The sequence below is a fragment of the Neisseria sp. P0017.S009 genome, from assembly GCF_051957375.1.
Classification (GTDB): Bacteria; Pseudomonadota; Gammaproteobacteria; order Burkholderiales; family Neisseriaceae; genus Neisseria; species Neisseria perflava.
The window spans coordinates 423,693-443,968 of sequence record NZ_JBQCWL010000001.1; the positions used below are offsets into that span (position 1 = coordinate 423,693).

15 protein-coding genes are annotated in these 20,276 nt (G+C 41.3%); 13 read left to right on the forward strand and 2 right to left on the reverse strand.

What is annotated here, in order from left to right; all coding sequences use genetic code 11:
• Positions 1-106: 106 nt before the first annotated feature.
• Positions 107-742, reverse strand: a complete 636-nt coding sequence (locus ACTHTG_RS02165) for an Imm43 family immunity protein (RefSeq protein ID WP_049336648.1) — start codon at positions 740-742, stop codon at positions 107-109.
• 9 nt (positions 743-751) lie between these two features.
• Positions 752-4,906, reverse strand: a complete 4,155-nt coding sequence (locus tag ACTHTG_RS02170) for a DUF6531 domain-containing protein (RefSeq protein ID WP_440360513.1) — start codon at positions 4,904-4,906, stop codon at positions 752-754.
• 336 nt (positions 4,907-5,242) lie between these two features.
• Between ACTHTG_RS02170 and ACTHTG_RS02175 the strand changes: the two genes are divergently transcribed.
• The 13 genes from ACTHTG_RS02175 (at position 5,243) to tssL (ending at position 20,220) form a co-directional block, all read left to right on the forward strand.
• On the forward strand, positions 5,243-5,797 hold the full coding sequence (locus tag ACTHTG_RS02175; protein WP_049337065.1) for a TagF domain-containing protein: 555 nt from the start codon (positions 5,243-5,245) through the stop codon (positions 5,795-5,797).
• Between the two features lie 4 nt (positions 5,798-5,801).
• Complete coding sequence (gene tssA, locus ACTHTG_RS02180) at positions 5,802-6,860, forward strand: type VI secretion system protein TssA (RefSeq protein WP_004520045.1); 1,059 nt, start codon at positions 5,802-5,804, stop codon at positions 6,858-6,860.
• Between the two features lie 77 nt (positions 6,861-6,937).
• Positions 6,938-7,456, forward strand: coding sequence for a type VI secretion system contractile sheath small subunit (gene tssB / locus ACTHTG_RS02185; RefSeq protein WP_004520044.1), 519 nt, complete (start codon positions 6,938-6,940; stop codon positions 7,454-7,456).
• A 31-nt stretch (positions 7,457-7,487) separates the two neighbouring features.
• A complete protein-coding gene (tssC, locus tag ACTHTG_RS02190; protein WP_004520043.1) occupies positions 7,488-8,987 on the forward strand; it encodes a type VI secretion system contractile sheath large subunit in 1,500 nt (499 codons plus the stop codon).
• A gap of 80 nt (positions 8,988-9,067) precedes the next feature.
• Positions 9,068-9,550: an Hcp family type VI secretion system effector gene (locus ACTHTG_RS02195; RefSeq protein ID WP_003761730.1), complete on the forward strand. Its 483-nt coding sequence runs from the start codon at positions 9,068-9,070 to the stop codon at positions 9,548-9,550.
• Positions 9,551-9,715: 165 nt separating this feature from the next.
• Positions 9,716-10,531: a type VI secretion system accessory protein TagJ gene (locus ACTHTG_RS02200; RefSeq protein WP_004520042.1), complete on the forward strand. Its 816-nt coding sequence runs from the start codon at positions 9,716-9,718 to the stop codon at positions 10,529-10,531.
• A gap of 33 nt (positions 10,532-10,564) precedes the next feature.
• Positions 10,565-11,077 carry a type VI secretion system baseplate subunit TssE gene (gene tssE / locus ACTHTG_RS02205; RefSeq protein WP_004520041.1) on the forward strand — a complete coding sequence of 171 codons (513 nt, stop codon included), beginning with the start codon at positions 10,565-10,567 and terminating at the stop codon, positions 11,075-11,077.
• Positions 11,074-13,050 carry a type VI secretion system baseplate subunit TssF gene (locus ACTHTG_RS02210; protein WP_049337059.1) on the forward strand — a complete coding sequence of 659 codons (1,977 nt, stop codon included), beginning with the start codon at positions 11,074-11,076 and terminating at the stop codon, positions 13,048-13,050. Before tssE ends, ACTHTG_RS02210 begins: the two co-directional genes overlap by 4 nt.
• Positions 13,047-14,087: a type VI secretion system baseplate subunit TssG gene (gene tssG, locus ACTHTG_RS02215; RefSeq protein WP_004520038.1), complete on the forward strand. Its 1,041-nt coding sequence runs from the start codon at positions 13,047-13,049 to the stop codon at positions 14,085-14,087. The genes ACTHTG_RS02210 and tssG overlap by 4 nt, the downstream gene beginning before the upstream one ends.
• Before the next feature lie 85 nt (positions 14,088-14,172).
• Complete coding sequence (tssH, locus tag ACTHTG_RS02220) at positions 14,173-16,824, forward strand: type VI secretion system ATPase TssH (protein ID WP_004520037.1); 2,652 nt, start codon at positions 14,173-14,175, stop codon at positions 16,822-16,824.
• 135 nt (positions 16,825-16,959) lie between these two features.
• Positions 16,960-17,583, forward strand: coding sequence for a type VI secretion system lipoprotein TssJ (tssJ, locus tag ACTHTG_RS02225; RefSeq protein ID WP_004520036.1), 624 nt, complete (start codon positions 16,960-16,962; stop codon positions 17,581-17,583).
• Positions 17,584-17,616: 33 nt separating this feature from the next.
• Positions 17,617-18,960, forward strand: coding sequence for a type VI secretion system baseplate subunit TssK (gene tssK, locus ACTHTG_RS02230; RefSeq protein WP_049337057.1), 1,344 nt, complete (start codon positions 17,617-17,619; stop codon positions 18,958-18,960).
• A gap of 24 nt (positions 18,961-18,984) precedes the next feature.
• On the forward strand, positions 18,985-20,220 hold the full coding sequence (gene tssL, locus ACTHTG_RS02235; protein ID WP_004520033.1) for a type VI secretion system protein TssL, long form: 1,236 nt from the start codon (positions 18,985-18,987) through the stop codon (positions 20,218-20,220).
• The last annotated feature ends 56 nt before the right edge of the window (positions 20,221-20,276 follow it).

The window sequence follows — 20,276 nt, forward strand, 5'->3', positions numbered from 1 at the left end:
GTTGGGACTGAAGGTTTTGTGTGGGGCTACGGCTTGCTAACATAGAAAAAAGTTCATCCAACACTTCTTTGATTAATATTAATCGATTTATATTAATCAATTAATATTAATCCCAATAACTGTCTAAATTGTTCAATTCTTTCCACTCTTCCAAAGAATAAAGAAAAGGCAAAGAAAAATTTTCCAATATTTTGTCTTTTAAATTTTCTGATACCATAAATGCTCCTGAATAATTATGATTGGAAGACAATAAAATATCCTTATCCGAATTAGTGTATGCTTCAAGCGAAAAATCTTCTTCATTTAATCCTAAATCCGGGTAAACAATTTCATTCTCAATTTCCCAGCTAACTATTCTTATTAAATAATAGGTTTCATCTGTCAATAGCTCGCCTTTTGTATTGACAACAACTACCTTGCTCATGCCAAAATTATGGTCAAACCCGTATTTTTTAATAAATTCCAAAAAACGCGCTGACATAATAAAGAAGTCACTATATGGCAGAAAATCAAAAGTAACACTCCTTGCTTTTTTTAAGCAGACATAAACTTTTTCAGGCATTTTCGGGATTTCTTGTCCCTTTACAAACCAACTCCACGGAAAGTCAAAATCAGGATGCGTTTTTTTAGGGTTAAACTTCTCTGATATACCCACAGCTCCACTACTTACTCGTGGCAACCCCATTTTTTCTGCTTTATCCATGCTTTGTAGGGCATATCCCCATACTAGTAATTTTTTCATAATATCCTCCTAATCTAATCGTTTGGGCGAGTTGGTAGATGCGCACCCTCCAACGGATAAAGACTTACTTAAGCGTTTTTTCAACCTTTTTTGTAAATTCTGCACACGTTTTCGTGCTTGTGCTGCTGTAATCTTTCCTTGTTGGAATTCGCCTCTTATTTTTTGTAACTCGCGACTTACACTATCATTATAGTTCTTATGAGACCCTCGATGGAAAAATTCTCTAAGTGAACTTCGAGCATCTGCTTCAGTTGAAGGCATATACAGACCATTAGTCCAACTATCTCTGCCTAATCCTTTGCCTTTCATGCCAATACTATTAAAAAATGCTTTGTTTTCTTTCCAAACTGCCTGTGGAATTAAATGGTGTGTCTGCCAAGAAGAAGCTGGACGGAACATTCCCTGAGATTCCATACTCTTACGCAAGCGATAGCCACTCTCCCCCAATGGGTCAATCCATTCTTGAGTATTTGGAGCAAACTGATATAGATTATCTCCACCAATTAATTTAATCGGGTCCTGATTCACAAACCGCCCGGCCTCTGGCTCGTAATACCGCATCAGGTTGTAATGCAGCCCTGTCTCTTGATCACAATACTGGTTTTGCAACCGGAACGGCTGGTGCGCGTTCCGATAGACGCGCTCGTCCTTTTTCAGACGGCCCCAAGCGGTGTATTCGCCGTACCATAAGAGATTGCCGTGGATGTCGGTCATCTCGCGCGGGATGCCGATTTGGTCGTTGTGGAAATAGGCGAGGTATTGTTTGCCGTCTTTGGCGTTGTCAAAGATTTGGGCTAAAGGTTCGTAGCTGTCTTGGTCGGTATAGATATAGGTGTAGCTGCCTTTGTAGGTGTACTCCTGCAATAGGCGGCTGCCGTCCCAGACGAAGTGGGTGCGTTTCGGGTCGGTACTCGTCCAGGCGAGTTTGTCTTGGCGTTCTTTGGAAAGCCGTCTGCCGAACGGGTCATAGGCGTATGTCCAGATCTCGGTGTTGCCGGCGGGCTTTTTGATTTCGGCGCGGACGAGTTGGTTTTCTAAATCGTATTGGTAATATTGGTTTTCGCCATTGGGCAGCTGGCGGTAGATCAGGTTGCCCAATGCGTCGTAGGTGTATTCGATGCCGTTGTATTCTTTGAGGCGGTTGCCGCTGACAAGATTGTTGCCCTTTCTTTCGGCTGCTTTGTCTGAAAGGATGTTGTGGGCGGGGTCGAAGGCGAAGGTTTCGCTGCGGCCGGTTTGGCTGTTGCGGGCTTCTTGAATACGTCCGATTTTGTCGTAAACGTAATTAAGGACGCCGCTTCTTTGGTCGGCGCTTTGAATGAGGTTGCCGGCTTTGTCATAGGCGTAGCGGCGGTTGACGGCGCCGCCGGCCAACGGGTTTTGTTTGCCGTGAAGCGTTTGTGTGCCGTTCTGGATGGTACGCTGGCTTTTCAGACGGCCCATGGGGTCGTAGTCGTACAGGCTGCTGATGCTGCCCTGTGTCCTTTGGATTTCGCGGTGCAGTTTGTCGCGTTCGATGTCGCTGACGACTTCGCCGTCGAGGCTGATTTGGTGCAGGTGTCCGCTACCGTAGTACAGGTAATCGATATGGCGGCCGTCGGGCAGGATGGTACGGATGCGGTTGCCCAACGGGTCGTATCGATAGCCTACGGTGGCGCTTTGGCCGTTGTGGACGGTGGTTTCGCCGATGAGGCGGTCGAGTTCGTCGTAGGCTAGTTCGACGCTGCTGTGTTGGTTACGGGCTTTGGTCAGGTTGCCGGTAATGGGGTCGTATTCGAAACGGGTGCGGCTGATGCCTTCGTCTTTGCTTTGTCCGTTTTTGTGGGACACTTTGCGGCTTTGTTTTTCGATCAGTTGGCCGAGGATGTTGCGTTTGAAATGGTGGATGTGCCAAGTCTCTGGACGCTCTTTCAGACGGCCTTCATGATTGCTTTGGCCGTATTCGGTCTGTTGAACCAGTTGTCCGGCGACATCGTAGCCGTAGGCGGTGATTTTGCCGTCCCAGCCGGTTTCTTGGATCAGGTTGTCGGTTTGGTCGTAATCGAGACGGTAGGTTTCGCCGTTTTCATTGGTGAGGACGGTCAGACGGCGGGCTTTGTCGTAGGCGTAGGCGAAGGTATGACCCAGCGCGTTGGTGCGTTTGATCGGCAGTCCGTCCACTGCGAGTTCGTAGGCGGTTTTGGCACCGAGTCCGTCGATGTGGGCAGTCAGACGGTTGAGGCGGTCGTATTCGAAGGTTTCGTGACTGCCGTCGGGATAGTCGGTACGGACGGGGTTGCCCGCTGCGTCATAGTGGTGGCGGGTGGTATGGCCCAGCGCATCGGTAACGGTTTCGAGATCGCCGTATTCGGTGTAACCGAAACGGGTGGTTTCGCCGGTACAGTCGGTGAAGCTGACGAGCTGGTCGAGGGTGTCGTAGTGTAGGCGTCGGGTTTTGCCTAAGGCGTCGGTAATGGTTTCGGGCAGCCATTGGGCGTTGTAGCCGTAACTTGTGGTGTAACCGGCGGGGTCGGTGATGCTGACGAGGTTGCCGCGTCCGTCGTAGGTATAGGCGGTAATCCTGCCGGCGGGATCGTTGACGGCAACCGGCAGGTTGAGAGTTTCGTGGTAGTCGATTTGAGTGCTGCTGCCGTCCGGGGCGGTGATAGCGATGACATTGCCTTCGGTATCGTAGAGATAGCGGGTTTCGTGTCCGAGGGGGTCGCGTTCTACGGTAATGCGGCCATAGTCGTCGCGTTCGCTGTCGCTGCGTTGTCCGTCGGCGTCGATGCGGTAGACGAGTTCGCGGTTTTCGTCGAAACCGTACACTTCCGTCCGTCCCAATGCGTCGGTAACGACGGTATGGTCTTTGCGGTAGGCGAACGTCCATTCTTCACCGAGGTTGTTGCTGCTTTTAAGCACTTTGCCGTCGGCGTCGTAACGGTCGTATTCGTAGCGGGACACCAGTCCGTCGGGTTGGCTATGTTCGACCATGATGTGGTTTCGGTAGGCGAAACCGCGCAGTTTTTTGCCGTCACGTCCGTAAACGGCGGTCAAATCGCCGTAGCCGTCGTAGTCGTAGCGTACCAGTTCCTTGCCGTTGAAGGTAACGGAGGTGAGGCGGTTGACGTAGAAACGCTCGTCTTCGGAAACGAAGACGTCCCGCTCCCCTGCCGGGTCGAAGTCGGGATCGTTGTCGTGCAGACGGATGGAGGAGAATACGGGTTGGAAGTGTCGGCCGCTACCGTCGTAAATGCTGTGCGGCAGTCCGTTATCGTCGTAGCAGAGGCGGATATGGCGGCCGTTGCGGTCGAGCTGAGCGACCAGTTGGTAAATGCCGCAGCCGGAATCGACTTCGGCAAACAGTAGCCGTGCGCCGCCGTCGGGGGAGGCGATTTGGTAGAGGTCGTCTGAAATCTGAGAAAAGAAGATTTGTTCGTAAGGATCAAAATAGGCGTTATCCAGACCGTAGGGGTCTTCTTCGGCGGAAGCAGGTCTTTGGGCAGCCTCTTCTTCATATAAATCGTCTTCATCGTCGTCGGCTGCGGAATAAGGCTCGTCAGCTTCGTCGCTGATATCCGGCAACGAAATTTCCCTGCCCTGTTCATCAATATAGAGGAAACCGTCGGCAGTCCGGACAAGACGCATAGAGAACGGCAGCGACCAACCCTGTCCCAGCCAGCCGTTGCCTATTTGGTCGGAATAGTAGCTGCGCTGCCAAACAAGGGGAAGTGGGGAGTCAAAGGAAAAGTCGGTCTCTGTATCGTCAAATAGGACTTTGATACCAAGTACGGCATTAACAGGATTACCGATAGCTGCTGCAACTTTACAGGGGATACAGTGACCATGACCAGAAGTAACTACCCCACCATCAGAACCTGCTCCGCTGCCCCCGCCAAAACCACTGACCATCTTTCGTGAAGGCAGTCTAACACTAGGCAAACCTGGGACCATTGAAGCGAGCGAAACCACATCAGATACAGCATCAGCCACATTAGCTGCAGCAGAGTCAGGAGCAACCAAAGAAAGGGCACTAGAGGCAACATCGGCCACCATCTCTATCACATCTACCGGCCCGGCTGCATTAGTCAGCGGCTCAGGCGGATTGGCAGAACCTTGAGACACCATGGCAGGTGCAGAAGGCTGAGGAACAAGAATACCTATGGTGTTACCGGAAGAGGACATGCGATTACTCCGTCGAAATCCTAATTAATCTACAAGTAGAAACCTCAAAACAAGGAACCTCAATCACTTTCTGAGGACTTTGAACACATTATTTTGCAAAAATTATAACAAACAATAAGCTATAAATAAAACTGTATTTGATAAACTTTATTATCTATAATATCATATAGTAAGCGCATATTTTTAAAGATTATTTACATTTCTTTAGTTATTATTTCAAGTGGTTTAAATTTATATTTATCAACACATCGAATTATGCTAGAGTACGAGTCTTAGCAGTTGTATCTAAATTAGCAACTTGGGAATCTAAAAACTCTTCTCTTGTGATGACTACTTATGTTTAAGCAAAATGAAGTCTATTTTTTTGGCAAACTGAATCAATCCCGTGATTTTATTTTCTCCGAGAATCTTCAAACTCATGATAGATTCTTTTGGGATAACTGGTTTAACCGATGCTCCGGCCAAAACAAATTAATTTCATTCACTCGAAAAACATATTCCCCTTTGCAAATTTGGCTATTTTGTATCAAATTACCCGATGATCTTATTTATACTGGTATGGCTGCTGGTAGTTCTGATAAAATTGGCAGAAAATACCCATTTGTGTTATTTTATAAACCTAGCTCTATTCCCGAATCACTTGATTCTCTTTTTTTTCTTTTAAAGAAAAAAAATTCCTTTCGCAAGATATTAAAAGAAGGGGAATATTGTATCGAAGATTTTTACAGTAGTGATACAACAGAGAGCTCTATCCTCTCTGAATCCTTTCACAACTTTTTATCTGATTCAGACGGCATTGGTAGTTTTTGGCAAGAGATTGAAAGCGGTTACCACATAAAACATGAAGGCCTCCCCTCATGCTCACTGTTTAATAAGTTATTTGGATTATAAGTAGATGAACACATTTCCTCGATGGGACGAGCCTATCTCTATCGACAGTCCCGAAGGTGTAAATATCGAATACGATAGCCGCTTTTTAGAACTACAAAGCGTAGCTGAAGGCAAACCAGAACAACAATATGGTGACACGATTATTCCGGCAGAAGAGGCCGACTGGGCAACAGTAGAAAAGTTGTGCAATCAATTGCTAGCCGAGTCTAAAGATTTACATGTCTTGGCTTATTATGCACAAGCTCTTACTGCCAAACATGGACTCGTAGGGTTCTGCGCTGGCTGCGAAGCAATTAGAGCTAATATAGACTTATATTGGGAATCCATTTACCCCAAACTTGAAGATGAAGACGGTGAATTTGATCCCTTTTACAGGATCAATGCCCTTAGCTCCTTTACTACACTTGATGGCATCATCAAAGAGATTCTTGCATCTAAATTATTGATAAATGGGTTAACTCAACAACCAATTACTGTCAAAGAAGCTGTTTCCATACTACAAGGAAATGATTCACAAAATTATCCAGGAGGTAAAGAGCGGCTAATGCTCGATATTAGAGTAAATGCCGATACAGGGAAACCTGAATTAACTGCATTAATTCAAGCATTGGACTGTCTGAAAGACATCCAACGCATTTTCTCGTCTAATTTACAGGATGAACACTCACTTGATTTTGATGTTATTCAGAAACCCCTTACCCTAATTCACAAAGCCATCAACTATAATGATGGGAGCACTCCCTCAGTACAACAGACAGAACAGCCTGAGTTACCCTCTGAAACTAACAGCTTGGCTATTACGCAAGAACAATCTATTCAAGAGGCTGATGCATGGCGCCGTCTGAATATTAAAAATCGCGCTGATGTTGATCTGGCTTTAGAGAAAATCTGCATTTATTTTGAAACTCTTGAGCCCAGCCACCCTGCACCACTGTTTATCCGCAGAGTGCAACGACAAATGAATATGAACTTTTATGACATCATGAAAGATATTAGCCCAGAAAGTATTGTCAATTTAGAAGTTTTAATTGGCAAACCAGATGAAGATACAGCAAATTCCTAAAATTAGTAAACCTCATCCACAATTTCGTAAATATCTTTTAGATATACAACATTATTAATTATCCTAAGGTTATAACCATGTCACGAAATAAATCATCAGGTCAAAAGTTTATTGCCCGCAATCGAGCTCCTCGCGTGCAAATTGAATATGACGTAGAGTTGTATGGCTCAGAGAAAAAGATTGAACTGCCTTTCGTTATGGGTGTTATGGCAGATTTGGTTGGTAAACCTGTCGAGCCACTGCCTGACTTGGCCGAACGAAAATTCTTAGAAATTGATGTAGACAATTTCGACGAACGCATGAAAGCCCTTAAACCTCGTGTCGCCTTCAACGTAAAAAATACATTGACAGGTGAAGGGAATTTGAATGTAGAACTCGAATTGGAAAGCATGGATGACTTCTCACCGGCTGCGATAGCTAAAAAAGTAGCACCTCTAAATGAGCTTTTACAGGCACGTACAGAACTGTCTAATTTACTCTCATATATGGATGGTAAAAGTGGGGCTGAAGAACTAATTGGAAAAGTCTTAGGAGACAGCGAATTACTAAAAAGTCTTGCAGCCGCGCCCAAATCAACATCCAAAAATGAACAATAGTCTCTAATAAAACTAGAAGTGAAAGTAAATCATGGCTGAAAAACAATTAGATACCCTAGAAAATGGCAGTTCGCAACATGTGTTTGCAACCAATGAATTTGAACAGCTGCTTCAAAAAGAATTCAAACCTAAAACGGAAGAAGCTAAAAGCGCTGTAACTAATGCAGTCGCAACATTGGCTCAGCAAGCCTTACAAAATGTCGTCACCATTTCAGATGATACCTATCAAACCATTGAAGCAATTATTGCCGAAATTGACAGAAAGCTTTCTGAACAAATCAACTTGATCTTGCATCATGAGGACTTTCAAAAGCTTGAAGGTGAATGGCGCGGCCTGCATCATTTAGTGACCAATACCGAAACAGATACTTTACTGAAAATCAAAGTATTACCTATTTCCAAAAAGGAAGTTGCTCGTAATTTAAAACGCTTTAAAGGTACGGCTTGGGATCAAAGCCCACTCTTTAAACGTATTTATGAGGAAGAATACGGCCAATTTGGCGGTGAACCCTTTGGTTGCTTAGTAGGTGACTATTATTTTGATCACTCTGCCCCTGATGTAGAAATGCTCAATAGTCTTGAGAAGATTGCAGCGGCTGCACACTGTCCATTTATTGCTGGTGCATCTCCCAAATTAATGCAAATGGAGTCTTGGCAAGAATTAGCTAATCCGCGCGACTTAAGTAAAATTTTCCAAAATGCCGAATATGCTCCATGGCGAAGCCTGCGTGAATCCGAAGATTCACGTTATATCGGTTTAGCCCTGCCTCGTTTCCTGTCTCGCCTGCCTTATGGTGCCACAACAAATCCTGTAGACGAATTTGACTTCGAAGAGGAAACAGAAGGTGCAGATCACAATAAATATACTTGGGCCAATGCTGCTTATGCAATGGCAGTAAATATTAATCGCTCATTTAAATACTATGGTTGGTGTACCGCTATTCGCGGTGTGGAATCAGGCGGTATCGTTGAAAATCTTCCCTGCCACACATTCCCAACCGATGATGGTGGTGTAGACATGAAATGCCCAACAGAAATCGCCATTAGCGACCGCCGAGAGGCAGAATTGGCTGCATTGGGCTTTATGCCATTAATTCATCGCAAGAACACGGATTTAGCTGCATTTATCGGTGCGCAATCTTTGCATAAACCATCTGAATATTATGATCCAGATGCTACCGCCAATGCACGTTTATCTGCTCGCTTGCCTTATTTATTCGCATGCTGCCGTTTCGCACACTACTTAAAATGTATTGTTCGTGACAAAGTTGGCTCATTCCGCGAACGTGATGACATGGAACGCTGGTTGAACGAATGGATTATGAATTATGTAGATGGAGACCCTGCCAACTCTACGCAAGAAACGAAAGCACGCAAACCATTAGCTGCTGCAGAGGTAGTTGTAGAAGAAGTAGAAGATAATCCAGGATACTACACTTCTAAGTTCTTCCTGCGTCCTCATTATCAACTTGAGGGGCTTACCGTTTCTCTACGCTTGGTTTCCAAATTGCCTTCGACTAAACAAGAATAGTCAGGCTTAGTTTATTTAGTTGGGTATATTTAGTGCCCTGTTGTTAAATCGCTTGTATTTTTTAACTAGGAGAGTAAAAAATGGCTATTGATATGTTCATGAAAGTTGAAGGTGTAAATGGCGAATCAAAAGATTCTAACCACAAAGACTGGACTAACATCGAAAGTTTTGACTGGGGTGCAGAGCAACCTGGTTCAATGACTAGCGGTGGTGGCGGTGGTGCCGGTAAAGTCAATTTCAATGACTTGACCGTAGTTGCTGCTATCGATAAAGCAGCTCCAACCATTTTGAAAAACTGCGCTACTGGCCAACACTTGAGCAAAGTAGAAATTTCTGTATGTAAAGCTGGTGGTGAACAAATTGAATACTCACGCACTACATTAGAAGATGTCTTAGTGACCGGTGTGAAATTCATTGGCGTACAAGACAATGATGCTCTGAAAATGCGTTATTCATTCCAAGCTGCAAAAGTGAAAAACCAATATTGGGAACAAACCGATAAAGGTTCTAAAGGTGCTGAAGTTCAAATGGCCTTCAATATCAAAGAAAACAAATCTGCATAATTGATATGTAGATTTAATTAAAAAAGCCTGACTTAAAAGGCGTTTTTAAGTCAGGCTTTATATATAAATGTTTTCACTTTTCAGACGGCACTACTTAACTGAAAAATTAATCTTGTTTTTAACTTCTATTATTCATCTTTATAAATTAAATAAGGGATCATTGAAATGGATTTGAAGACTAAATTATCAGAGATGATTGAGCTTGTACGTTCAAATCCTGACAATCAAGAACATCGTTTAGCACTGATTCAATATCAGTGTCTGTGCGCAAAATGGGAACAGGCTTTAAAACAGATTGGACAATATCAAAAACTGTTTCCTCATACCCAAAAACCTTTAATGCTTTATCTTATTGAAAATATTTCTGCTGAAATGCGGCGTCAGGCAGTTTTGGAAGCCCAACAAAAACCAAAAACACTAGAACAACACGCAAGCAAACTTGATATTCTTCAAAAGCAACTCTCTTTAGTTGCCCATGTTTCAGAACAGAAAAATAAAGCCCTTGTCGATGATTATACTGTGCTATCTGAGAATATAGAAGGCTCGCCCGTACATATTACTTACCTTTTAGCAGATAAATCAGTTTCCGAGATTGATAGTGACTGGATTATGGATGGAGACGTACGTACCGCCTTCGTTTATGAATATTTCTATCAAGGTCACTACTACTGGCAAACATGGAATTCTATTGAAAATATTTCTTTCAAGACACCAAGTTCCTTACTGGACATCATTTGGAGGCCGTCTGAAATCAAATTTACTAATGGTGAATGTATTCAATGTACCAGCCCTGCTCGTTATGCTGTTATGCCTGGTGAAGAAACAGCATGGTCAGATCTACTAATGAAATGTTCACAAACTGACTGGATAGAAATAGCAGAGCAACTCTTTACAGGGGTTGGTCAAAAAACTTTGTATACCGACAACCATGATTTTGGCCTTTTAGATATTTGTAATATTAGATTTGAACAAAATCATTAAAATCTATCCATCTTTCAAACCCAACAATTAAACATGTCGCAATTCAAAAATCAACTGTTACCCTCTTTATTTGACAGACTAACAGATGAAGAGCCACGCAGAAAAAAAGAGGCACGCTCCGATCAGGTCATTAATCTTGATCAATATCGGCAAGCAGTACTGCGTGATATTCTTTATCTACTGAATACATGCAACATGCAAGCAGAAACTATGGGGATTGACCTAACTGAAAATGTACGCTCTTCTACATTAAATTATGGTATCCCTCCCCTTTCTGGTATTAATTTTTCCGATATTGAATGGCAAGATGTGGAACAGAATATCAAACAAGCCATCATCGATTTTGAACCGCGTCTTGAAAATAAGACTCTACAAGTGATCGTAAATACCTCAGACGATGATGACGATGCTTTACACAATAAACTCATTATTGAAATCAAAGGTTACCTGAAACTCAATCCTTATCCTAAAGAATTCTTGCTCCGAACCAGCATGGATGTTGAAACAGGATTGTTTGACTTATTAGATGGGGGAAATGGGGCTTGAATAATAAATTACTGTCTTACTACAACAAAGAGCTAACTTTTCTAAAGGAAATGGGTAAAGAGTTTGCAGCCCAATATCCTAAGATAGCCTCAAGATTAGCTTTAGATACAACTGATATTCCTGACCCCTATGTTGAAAGACTCTTGGAAGGGGTAAGTTTTCTTACTGCACGCACCCAACTTAAACTGGATGCGGAGTATCCTCGTTTTGTCCAAAGAATCTTAGAAGTTGTTTATCCTGACTTCATCAATCAAAAACCGGCTGCAGCTATTGTCAATCTAGAGCCTACTAATCAATATAACGCTGATGTGATCAATCTACTGGAACGAGGAAAAATATTAAGGTCTCTGCCTATTGATGAATTTAGAGTAAGTTGTCCATTTTCTGTAACTAAAACTACTGAAATTCTGCCACTTCGTATTGAAAAAGCCAAATATACTGACTCAATAGGTTATTTACCAAACGCACTCCCTGCACTCAAACAATCCTCTGGTAAGAAAGTACAATCTGCCTTGCGTTTGGATTTTTCATTGAGCGTACCAGGTACATGTTCAGAGATGTTGCCAGATGAATTATCTATATTTTTGGGTACAGAGCTTTCCAAATCATCTTCATTGCTGTTTCTATTGGCTTCTGAATGCGTGGGTGTTGTTTGCCACAGTTACGAAAATCCAAAACAATGGTATTACCCATTACCTACTACACCAGAACATCGTGGTTTTCGAGAAGATGAAGCCTTATCATTTAATTTAGATAAATCGGTGAGTGCATTCCGAATTATGCAGGAGTATTCACGCCTACCGGAAAAGTTTCTATTTATTTCTCAAAAAAATATTAAACAAGCCGTCCAACAAGCCGAAAAAAAAGGACACTTACCTAAAGTACCTGAACATTTAGAGGAAATCGTAAACGATAAGGGAGTCAATAAAAAAATTATTACTTATCGTAAACGCTATTTTAGTCTTTCATTTTTATTCAGTAATAAAATACCTGAATTAACTGAGCTGATCGGTGTAGATGATTTCTCTGTAAATGCCGTACCAGTCGTCAACTTATTCAGAAAAAAAAGCTCACGCTTTCCGGTAAATATTCAAGATCAGGAGTACCATGTCGTTATCGACCGTACCCAGCCCCTGAATTATGAAGTCTACGCTATCGAGCAAGTAAAAGGCTTTGATACCAACAACCTTCAAACCGTAGTATTTTCACCAATGTACAAAGCACCGGATATAGGACTCTTTCCTGAGTCCCAAACTCAACATGCTTATTTTTCTGCTCGTCGTGCTGATAGAGTACCATCCGAAAACTCAGCTAAAAATGGTTTTCGCTCTTCCTATTTAGGTAGTGAGGTATTTTTATCTCTTGCTAATAATCAGAATTACGCCTTTAATTCAAACATACAACACCTTTCTGTCGATACTTGGTGTACAAGCAGAGATTTGCCTCTAATCATGCCTCGAGACGGAGAATCTGACTTTCTTATTGAGGGATTTTTGCCAGTCAAATCAATTAAACTGATTTCTAAATTAACAAGGCCTCAAGAAGCAGTAAGTGAAGATAGGACACTTTGGTCATTTTTAAATCAATTGAGCTTAAATTACCTATCGCTCTTGAATACTGATAAAGAAGATGCGCCTGTTGCTTTGAAAGAGCTTTTAACAGTATTTGTTTCTTCTGAAAGCGATTTACTGAAAAAACAGATTGAATCAATTACACGAGTTGAAACCTCAATTATTAACAAAGTAGTCCGTCATTATGGAGTTGCAGCCCCTATCAGAGGAATCAACATTACCATTACACTAGACGAAGCTCAATTAGGCGGCGTCCATCCTTTCCTATTTGGATCAGTTTTAAACCATTATTTCCGACGTTTGGTGTCTATTAACTCATTTGTACAACTGAGAATTGACACGCTCCAGCAAGGTCATATTGCTACTTGGCCGTCTGAAATTGGAGAGAGAATGATTATATGAGTCCAGTCAACCCTAAAACAGATTTTGGTGACTCATTAGACAATGCTTGGGATGAAAAACTTACAGTCTTTTTAAATAAAGTTTCCTCTCAGCCGTATAAGTATGATTATTTTTCACTCTTGCGCCAGCTTGAGTCCGTTAAATTTATTACTGGTGGGCAAATATTAGGCAAAGCTATTAGCCCCAAAATGGAGAAAATAAGGATCCACCAAAATCCTTCGCTTACTTTTGCCCCACGCAATCTCCAATCGGTAACCTTATCACCACATTATGTAGAAATTTCCATTAATGGATTTGGTCTGTTTGGCCCATCTGGCCCACTACCTCTACATTTAACCGAGTATGCTTATGAACGCCAACATCAACACGGTGACCGGGCATGGGCAGGTTTTGCAAATATGTTGCAACACCGTCTGGCTATCTTATTCTATCGAGCATGGGCTAATGCCCAAAGCATTACATCTTTAGATAAAAATGCTGAAGACCGCTTCGGAAAATATATTGCCAGTTTTAACGGCCTTAACATTCCGACCACACATAACAAAGGCTTAATTCACGAATTTGCCAAACGTTATTTTTCCGGTCTATTGATAAAACAAAGCCGATCTGCAGTCAACCTGCAACAACTGCTCACTCGCTATTTCCAAGTTCCCGTTAACATTCAAACTAACGTGGGGTACTGGGTTAAGGTTGAAGAAGAGAAAACGCAAATTGGGATTATGGGTAACTACACACTTGGTGATGGTTTACTACTAGGTGACAAACTCTATGATGTGCAAAGTAAATTTCGGATTATTATTGGCCCACTTACCTTACCAGCCTACCAATCATTCTTTAAAGACGGTATTAATACAGCCCGTTTACGAGAATGGGTTCGTTTATTTGCCGCAGAAGAATATGAATGGGACATTCAACCTATTCTGATGCAAAAAGAAGTTCCACTGATGGATTTAGGAGGGAACACTCAACTCGGCTTATCAACTTGGCTGGGAAATGTTTCCCGAGACGCAGAAGACTTGATTGTCAGCAATCATTAATCGGCTTTTCAGACGGCCATCGTCGATAAAAGCTTTAGAAAACTATTTTTGGACATATTTGAAATAATTTAACTAAGGACGTCTTATGTCAAACATCAGCCGCAGCGTATTATTTGGTAAGTTAAATACTACTTTGTATAAAACTTTGGAAAATGCCTATACCTTCTGTCGTCTTCGAGAAAACAGCTATGTTGAATTAGTACACTGGCTACACTCTCTACTTCAAACTGAAAAAACAGATATCTTCTGCCTGATAAATCAGTTTAACTTAGATGAAGTCAAAGCACGAAAAGATGTATTGGCTGCAGTAGAAAAATTACCTGTTGGTGCTACTGCCGTTATTGACTTCTCCGAACATATCCAAACCCTTGTCGAACAAACTTGGACATACAGTTCACTAAAATTTGGTACAGACAAAATCCGTACAGCTCATATTTTCTATACCATGCTGCAAAATAAGACTTTACAGGGTATTCTGGCCAATATTTCATCTGAGTTCCTGAAAATCAAACCGGAGACATTGGCAAACAATATTATTGCTATTACTGCTAACTCTGAAGAGAATCTTGATGTTACCCAGAATGCCTTATCTTCCGAGCCTAATGCTACCCACAAAGAAAGTGCCTTAGCTAAATACGGCAGCAATCTTACCGAAAAGGCTAAAAATGGCGAAATAGATCCAATCACAGGCCGTGACACTGAAATCAGACAAATGATTGACATCCTAATGCGTCGCCGTCAAAACAACCCGATTCTTACAGGTGAAGCCGGTGTTGGTAAGACTGCTGTGGTTGAAGCTTTGGCATTACGTTTAGCTGCCGGAGATGTTCCGCCTGGGTTGAAAGACGTTCAATTAATTCTATTGGATATCGGTTTGCTCAAAGCTGGTGCCAGTGTTAGCGGAGAATTTGAATCACGCCTCAGAGCAGTTATGGATGAAGTAGAATCCAGCCCAACCCCAATCGTGCTATTCATCGACGAAATCCATACTTTAATTGGTGCCGGTGGAGCTGTCGGTACTGGTGATGCTGCCAACTTACTCAAACCTGCATTAGCTCGTGGCAAACTTCGTACTATTGGTGCAACCACATGGGCAGAATACAAAAAATATTTTGAAAAAGATCCTGCCCTAACTCGTCGCTTCCAAGTTGTACAAGTAGATGAACCCGATGAAGAAAAAGCCATCAACATGCTTAGGGCATTGAATGCTTCTCTAGAAAAACACCATAAAGTGATTATTCTTGATGAAGCAATCCAGGCTGCTGTAAAACTTTCTCACCGCTATATTCCAGCACGTCAGCTCCCCGATAAAGCTGTAGGCCTGATTGATACTGCCTGCGCACGTGTTGCAGTCAGCCAACATGCTGTACCTGGAAGCATTGAATATCTACGCAAGAAGTCAGAAGCATTAAAACTTGAGCAAGCAAATTTAGAACGTGAGAAAAAACTCAGTTTTGATTCTGAAGCTAGAATCACAAATATTGGTAAAGAATTAACTGAGGTTGAAGGCCGTCTGAAAAAATTAGAAGACAGATGGAAATCTGAAGCAGACTTAGTTGCCGAGCTATTGGCTGTACGTGAACAAATCATGCAGGTTGAACAAGAAACAACCGATGAAGAAAATAAACAGTTGCGTACCCGCCAAAAAGAACTGGTTACTAAATTGAAAAAACTGCAAGGCGTCCAACCTTTGGTTATGCCGTTAGTAGACAGTCGTACGGTTGCTGACGTTGTAGCAGACTGGACTGGAATTCCTGTCGGAAAAATGATGAAAGACGAGGTTGAGGCTGTATTACAGCTTGCTGATACCTTAAATAAGCGCATCATCGGCCAACGCCACGGTTTGGATGCGATTGCCCGCCGTATTCAAACTTCACGCGCCAATCTAGACAATCCCAACAAGCCTATTGGTGTTTTCATGCTTGCTGGCCCTTCCGGCGTGGGTAAAACCGAAACTGCACTGGCTCTAGCCGATACATTATATGGTGGTGAACAAAACGTGATTACCATCAACATGAGTGAATATCAAGAAGCTCATACTGTATCCACTTTGAAAGGAGCTCCTCCAGGTTATGTCGGCTATGGTGAAGGTGGCGTATTGACTGAAGCTGTACGTCGTAAACCTTACAGTGTTGTCTTACTCGATGAAGTAGAAAAAGCACATCCAGATGTTCATGAAATCTTTTTCCAAGTATTCGACAAAGGCTGGATGGAAGATGGCGAGGGCCGCTATATCGACTTTAAAAACACCATTATCATTCTTACCACCAACGTTGGTACAGATTTAATTATGGATATGTGTGATGATCCCGAAATGTTGCCTACTCCAGAAGGCCTAACTAAAGCCCTGCGTACTCCCCTGCTGAAAACTTTCCCAGCTGCTTTATTAGGCCGGATGCAAGTTATTCCTTACTATCCGCTATCCGATGATATGCTCTCAAAAATTGTTGAATTGCAATTAGACCGTATCGTAAAACGCATTAAAGATAATCATGGCATCGACCTACACTATACCCCTGAAGTGTTAAAACTAATCACTTCACGTTGTACAGAAGTTGAATCAGGTGGCCGCATGATCGATGCGATTCTTACCAATACGGTTCTACCACAAATCAGCCAAGAACTACTTACCTGCGCAACACAGGGGAAACAAGTTTTGAGCGTAAATATCGACGCAAGCAATCATGACTTCAATTACCAATATAAATATAAACTTAGAAAGAAAAATACTTTATAATTCTAAGTAAAATAAGAAATCTTAGTATTTCGATCGACAGTCATAGACCAACTAGTTCCTAAAATCTAGGCTGTCGATTAATTTAAAATTTCTATCATTAAATACAATCACTATTGATGTACCTAGGTAACCAAAATGCATGGAAAACTGATAAAATATATATCATTTGCAATGATATCTTTGATGGTAAGCGCATGCGCATCCAACCATAAACCACCAAAAGAATCTGACGAAAGTGGAGAAAAAATTGATGTACAAATCATAGTTTCTCCCGATGTCAATCCAAATTTAGTTGATCAACCTTCCCCCATAAGATTGGATTTATATCAACTGTCATCTGATGGTGAATTTAAAAAAGCAAACTATTTTGATCTTACTAATAATGCTAAAGAAACTTTAGGAGACAAATTAATTCAACAAAACCAATTCATGTTACACCCTGATACGGTTTCTGTATTACCTATCAAGATGGATTCTCATCTGAAATACCTAGGTGTTGTTGCCAGTTATCGTGATTTGGATAATAGTCAATGGAGATTAATTTTATTAAAACAAAAACAACGATGGTATCAGTTTGGGAAACACTATTTCTACGTGAATATTGGGAAAAATGAATTATATCAATTATCGAAATCAGAGATGCAAGAAATGCTAAAAGAATATAAAGAGCGCCATCCTGATGATCCGACTATCAAAGAAAATGGGAAAACTCGTAAGAATAATAGTGATCTGAGCAAAGGCATTTTCCGCGAGGAATAAATACTTATATATAAATAATTTGAGGTTGAATGCATGGCAATTGAAGCAAAAGTAGTTTGGTCGGAGGGAATCTTTATTACCCCACAGCATTTCCAGCAATTTGAACGTTATCTTGAGTCTGGATTACGTCAACTAGCTGTTTCTAAAGAAGGTTATTTTTGGGGATTTTCATCTTTAGTACTGGATTCAGACGGCCTCAAACATGGTGTTCTTGGTATTCGTGAAGCAGAAGGTATTTTTCCTGATGGTTCTATATTTGTGTTTTCCCAAAAACAACTTGAAAATTTAAGCTTAAAAGTACCTGCAAACATAAAAGATACCAAAGTTTGCTTAGCCATTACTCTGCCATCCTCTGTCAATAATGAGATTGACTTTCTAAATCAAAATTCTGCTCACTCTTACCGATATAAAGCATTTGAGAAAACCCTTGCAGATACAACAAACTCCGAATTAGACGGTCGCCAAATTACACTAGCAGATCTTAATCCTACATTGATTTTAGAAAATGATTTAACTAGCAATCAAACTGCCCTTCCTATTGCAGTTATCCGATCCAGTTCAGCAGACTTTGAAATCATTCTAGACGAATCATATATTCCACCTTCCCTAGGAAGCCAAAAGCAACAACACCTAAAAGCTTACATTTCAGAAATATATGGCTTATTAATGCAAAAAAGCAATAGTCTAGCTAACGCTGTAAACGACCCGAATACCGGAGGTTCTGTTGAAGTAATGGACTTTATGATGCTTCAGACCATCAATCGGTATCTGGCTTATTTGCATCATGAAAATGAAGGCGCTCGTCAAACTCATCCAGAACAATTATTTGTCAACTTATCAAAATTATGTGCTGATTTAATGACTTTCCTTCCTTCACGCAAGGTAGGAGATGTTCCTATTTATGAACACAATGATCTAGCATCATGTTTTGGTAAATTATTTTTTAACTTGCGCAAATCACTGTCTATTGTACTTGAACAAAGAGCAATTAGAATTCCATTAGATTTGCGTGATGAAGCAACCCGAGTCGCCCAAACTCCTGATCAAAGCTTACTGGATAAAGCTTCATTTGTCCTAGCCATCAAAGCTGATATGCCTAACGAAGCCTTACGCCAAAAAATTCCAAGTGTAGTAAAAATAGGTACTGTAGAAAAAGTTAAGGAATTGGTTGCTTACCATTTACCTGGAATTAAAGTTCATGCGTTATCCGTGGCACCAAGAGAATTACCATACCATAGTGGTTATGTTTATTTTGAATTAGATAAAAAACATGAATTATGGGATATGTTTGATACTTCCTCAGGTATGGCTTTCCATTTGGCTGGTAATTTCCCTAATTTAGATGTTGAATTTTGGGCGATTAAGTCTTTAAGTTAATTTGATTTAATTTGGAATTTCATTATGAATAACCAGAATAATACTGCAAACAACGCAGTAAATGTTTATAACCCTTTAATTGAAGCTGCTAAACCTGTTCTTATCTTGGCTAACTCTATGCAGCAAACTACTAGTCAATTATCTACTGACAGCCTAATTAATAAATTCTCTCTCTTAATTAATAATTTTGAAGAGAATGCTGAAAAAAATGGAGCTAAATATGATGCCATTCAGGCTGCAAAATACTGTCTTTGTACATTTGTAGATGAATTAGCAGTCCGTGCAGGCTGGGCTGATGAAACTTGGTCAAAGAATAGCTTATTAGTATCTTTTTACGATGAAACTTGGGGTGGAGAACGTTTTTTTGAAATCATTCAAAATTTGAAACAAGATTCTGATAAGAATATTGATTTATTGGAGTTTATGTATTTATGCCTACAATTTGGTTACAAAGGTAAGTACCAGGTTCTAAACAATGGGGAGCTTGAGATCGATAAAATTAAAAGGGACCTACTTGCCTTAATTCACAGTAAACGACCTGACCAAACTGCTAATCTTTTTAAACATAACCCGATTATTACAAATAATATTCAAAGGAAACGCAGGCTTGCTATTCCTTTATGGGTAGTAGGCGTATTAGGAGCTGTTGCATTAGGTGTAGGCTATTTTACAATGCAATGGTCATTAGGAGATAAATTCAATACAGCCAGTACAAAAGTAAACAGCCTCAAACTCCCTTCAGTAATCACCAAACAACAGGATACACAAAAAACAGTCCGACTACGGCCTTTATTGGAAAATGAGATTGCTAGAAAATTAGTATCTGTGGAAGATTTTCAAGACAGAAGCACTGTTACTATTTTAGGTGATGGCTTATTTGAATCCGGCTCTGCACAAATTCAAGACCAATATTATCCTGTTTTGGCTGCGGTTAGCCAAGCCTTAGATAGTGTGGAAGGACAAATTATTGTTACGGGATACACTGACAATCAGCCAATTCAGAGCTTAAATTTTCCATCCAACTGGCATTTATCACAGGCTCGGGCAGATGCAGTAAAAGAAATTTTATTGAATTACGTTAAAAATGGTGGAACACGCATCCGTTCTGAAGGGCGAGGCTCAACCGATCCTGTAGCACCAAACGATACTTTGGAGAACAGGGCTAAAAACCGAAGGGTTGAAATTACATTATTTACTACAGAAACTGGACCCAAACTAGGTAGCACAGTCGAAATAAAAAACAATACCTCCAATCCTTAACAAAACGGTAGTGCAAACACACAATAATCTATTTTAGATTGATACGGAAAAAATAG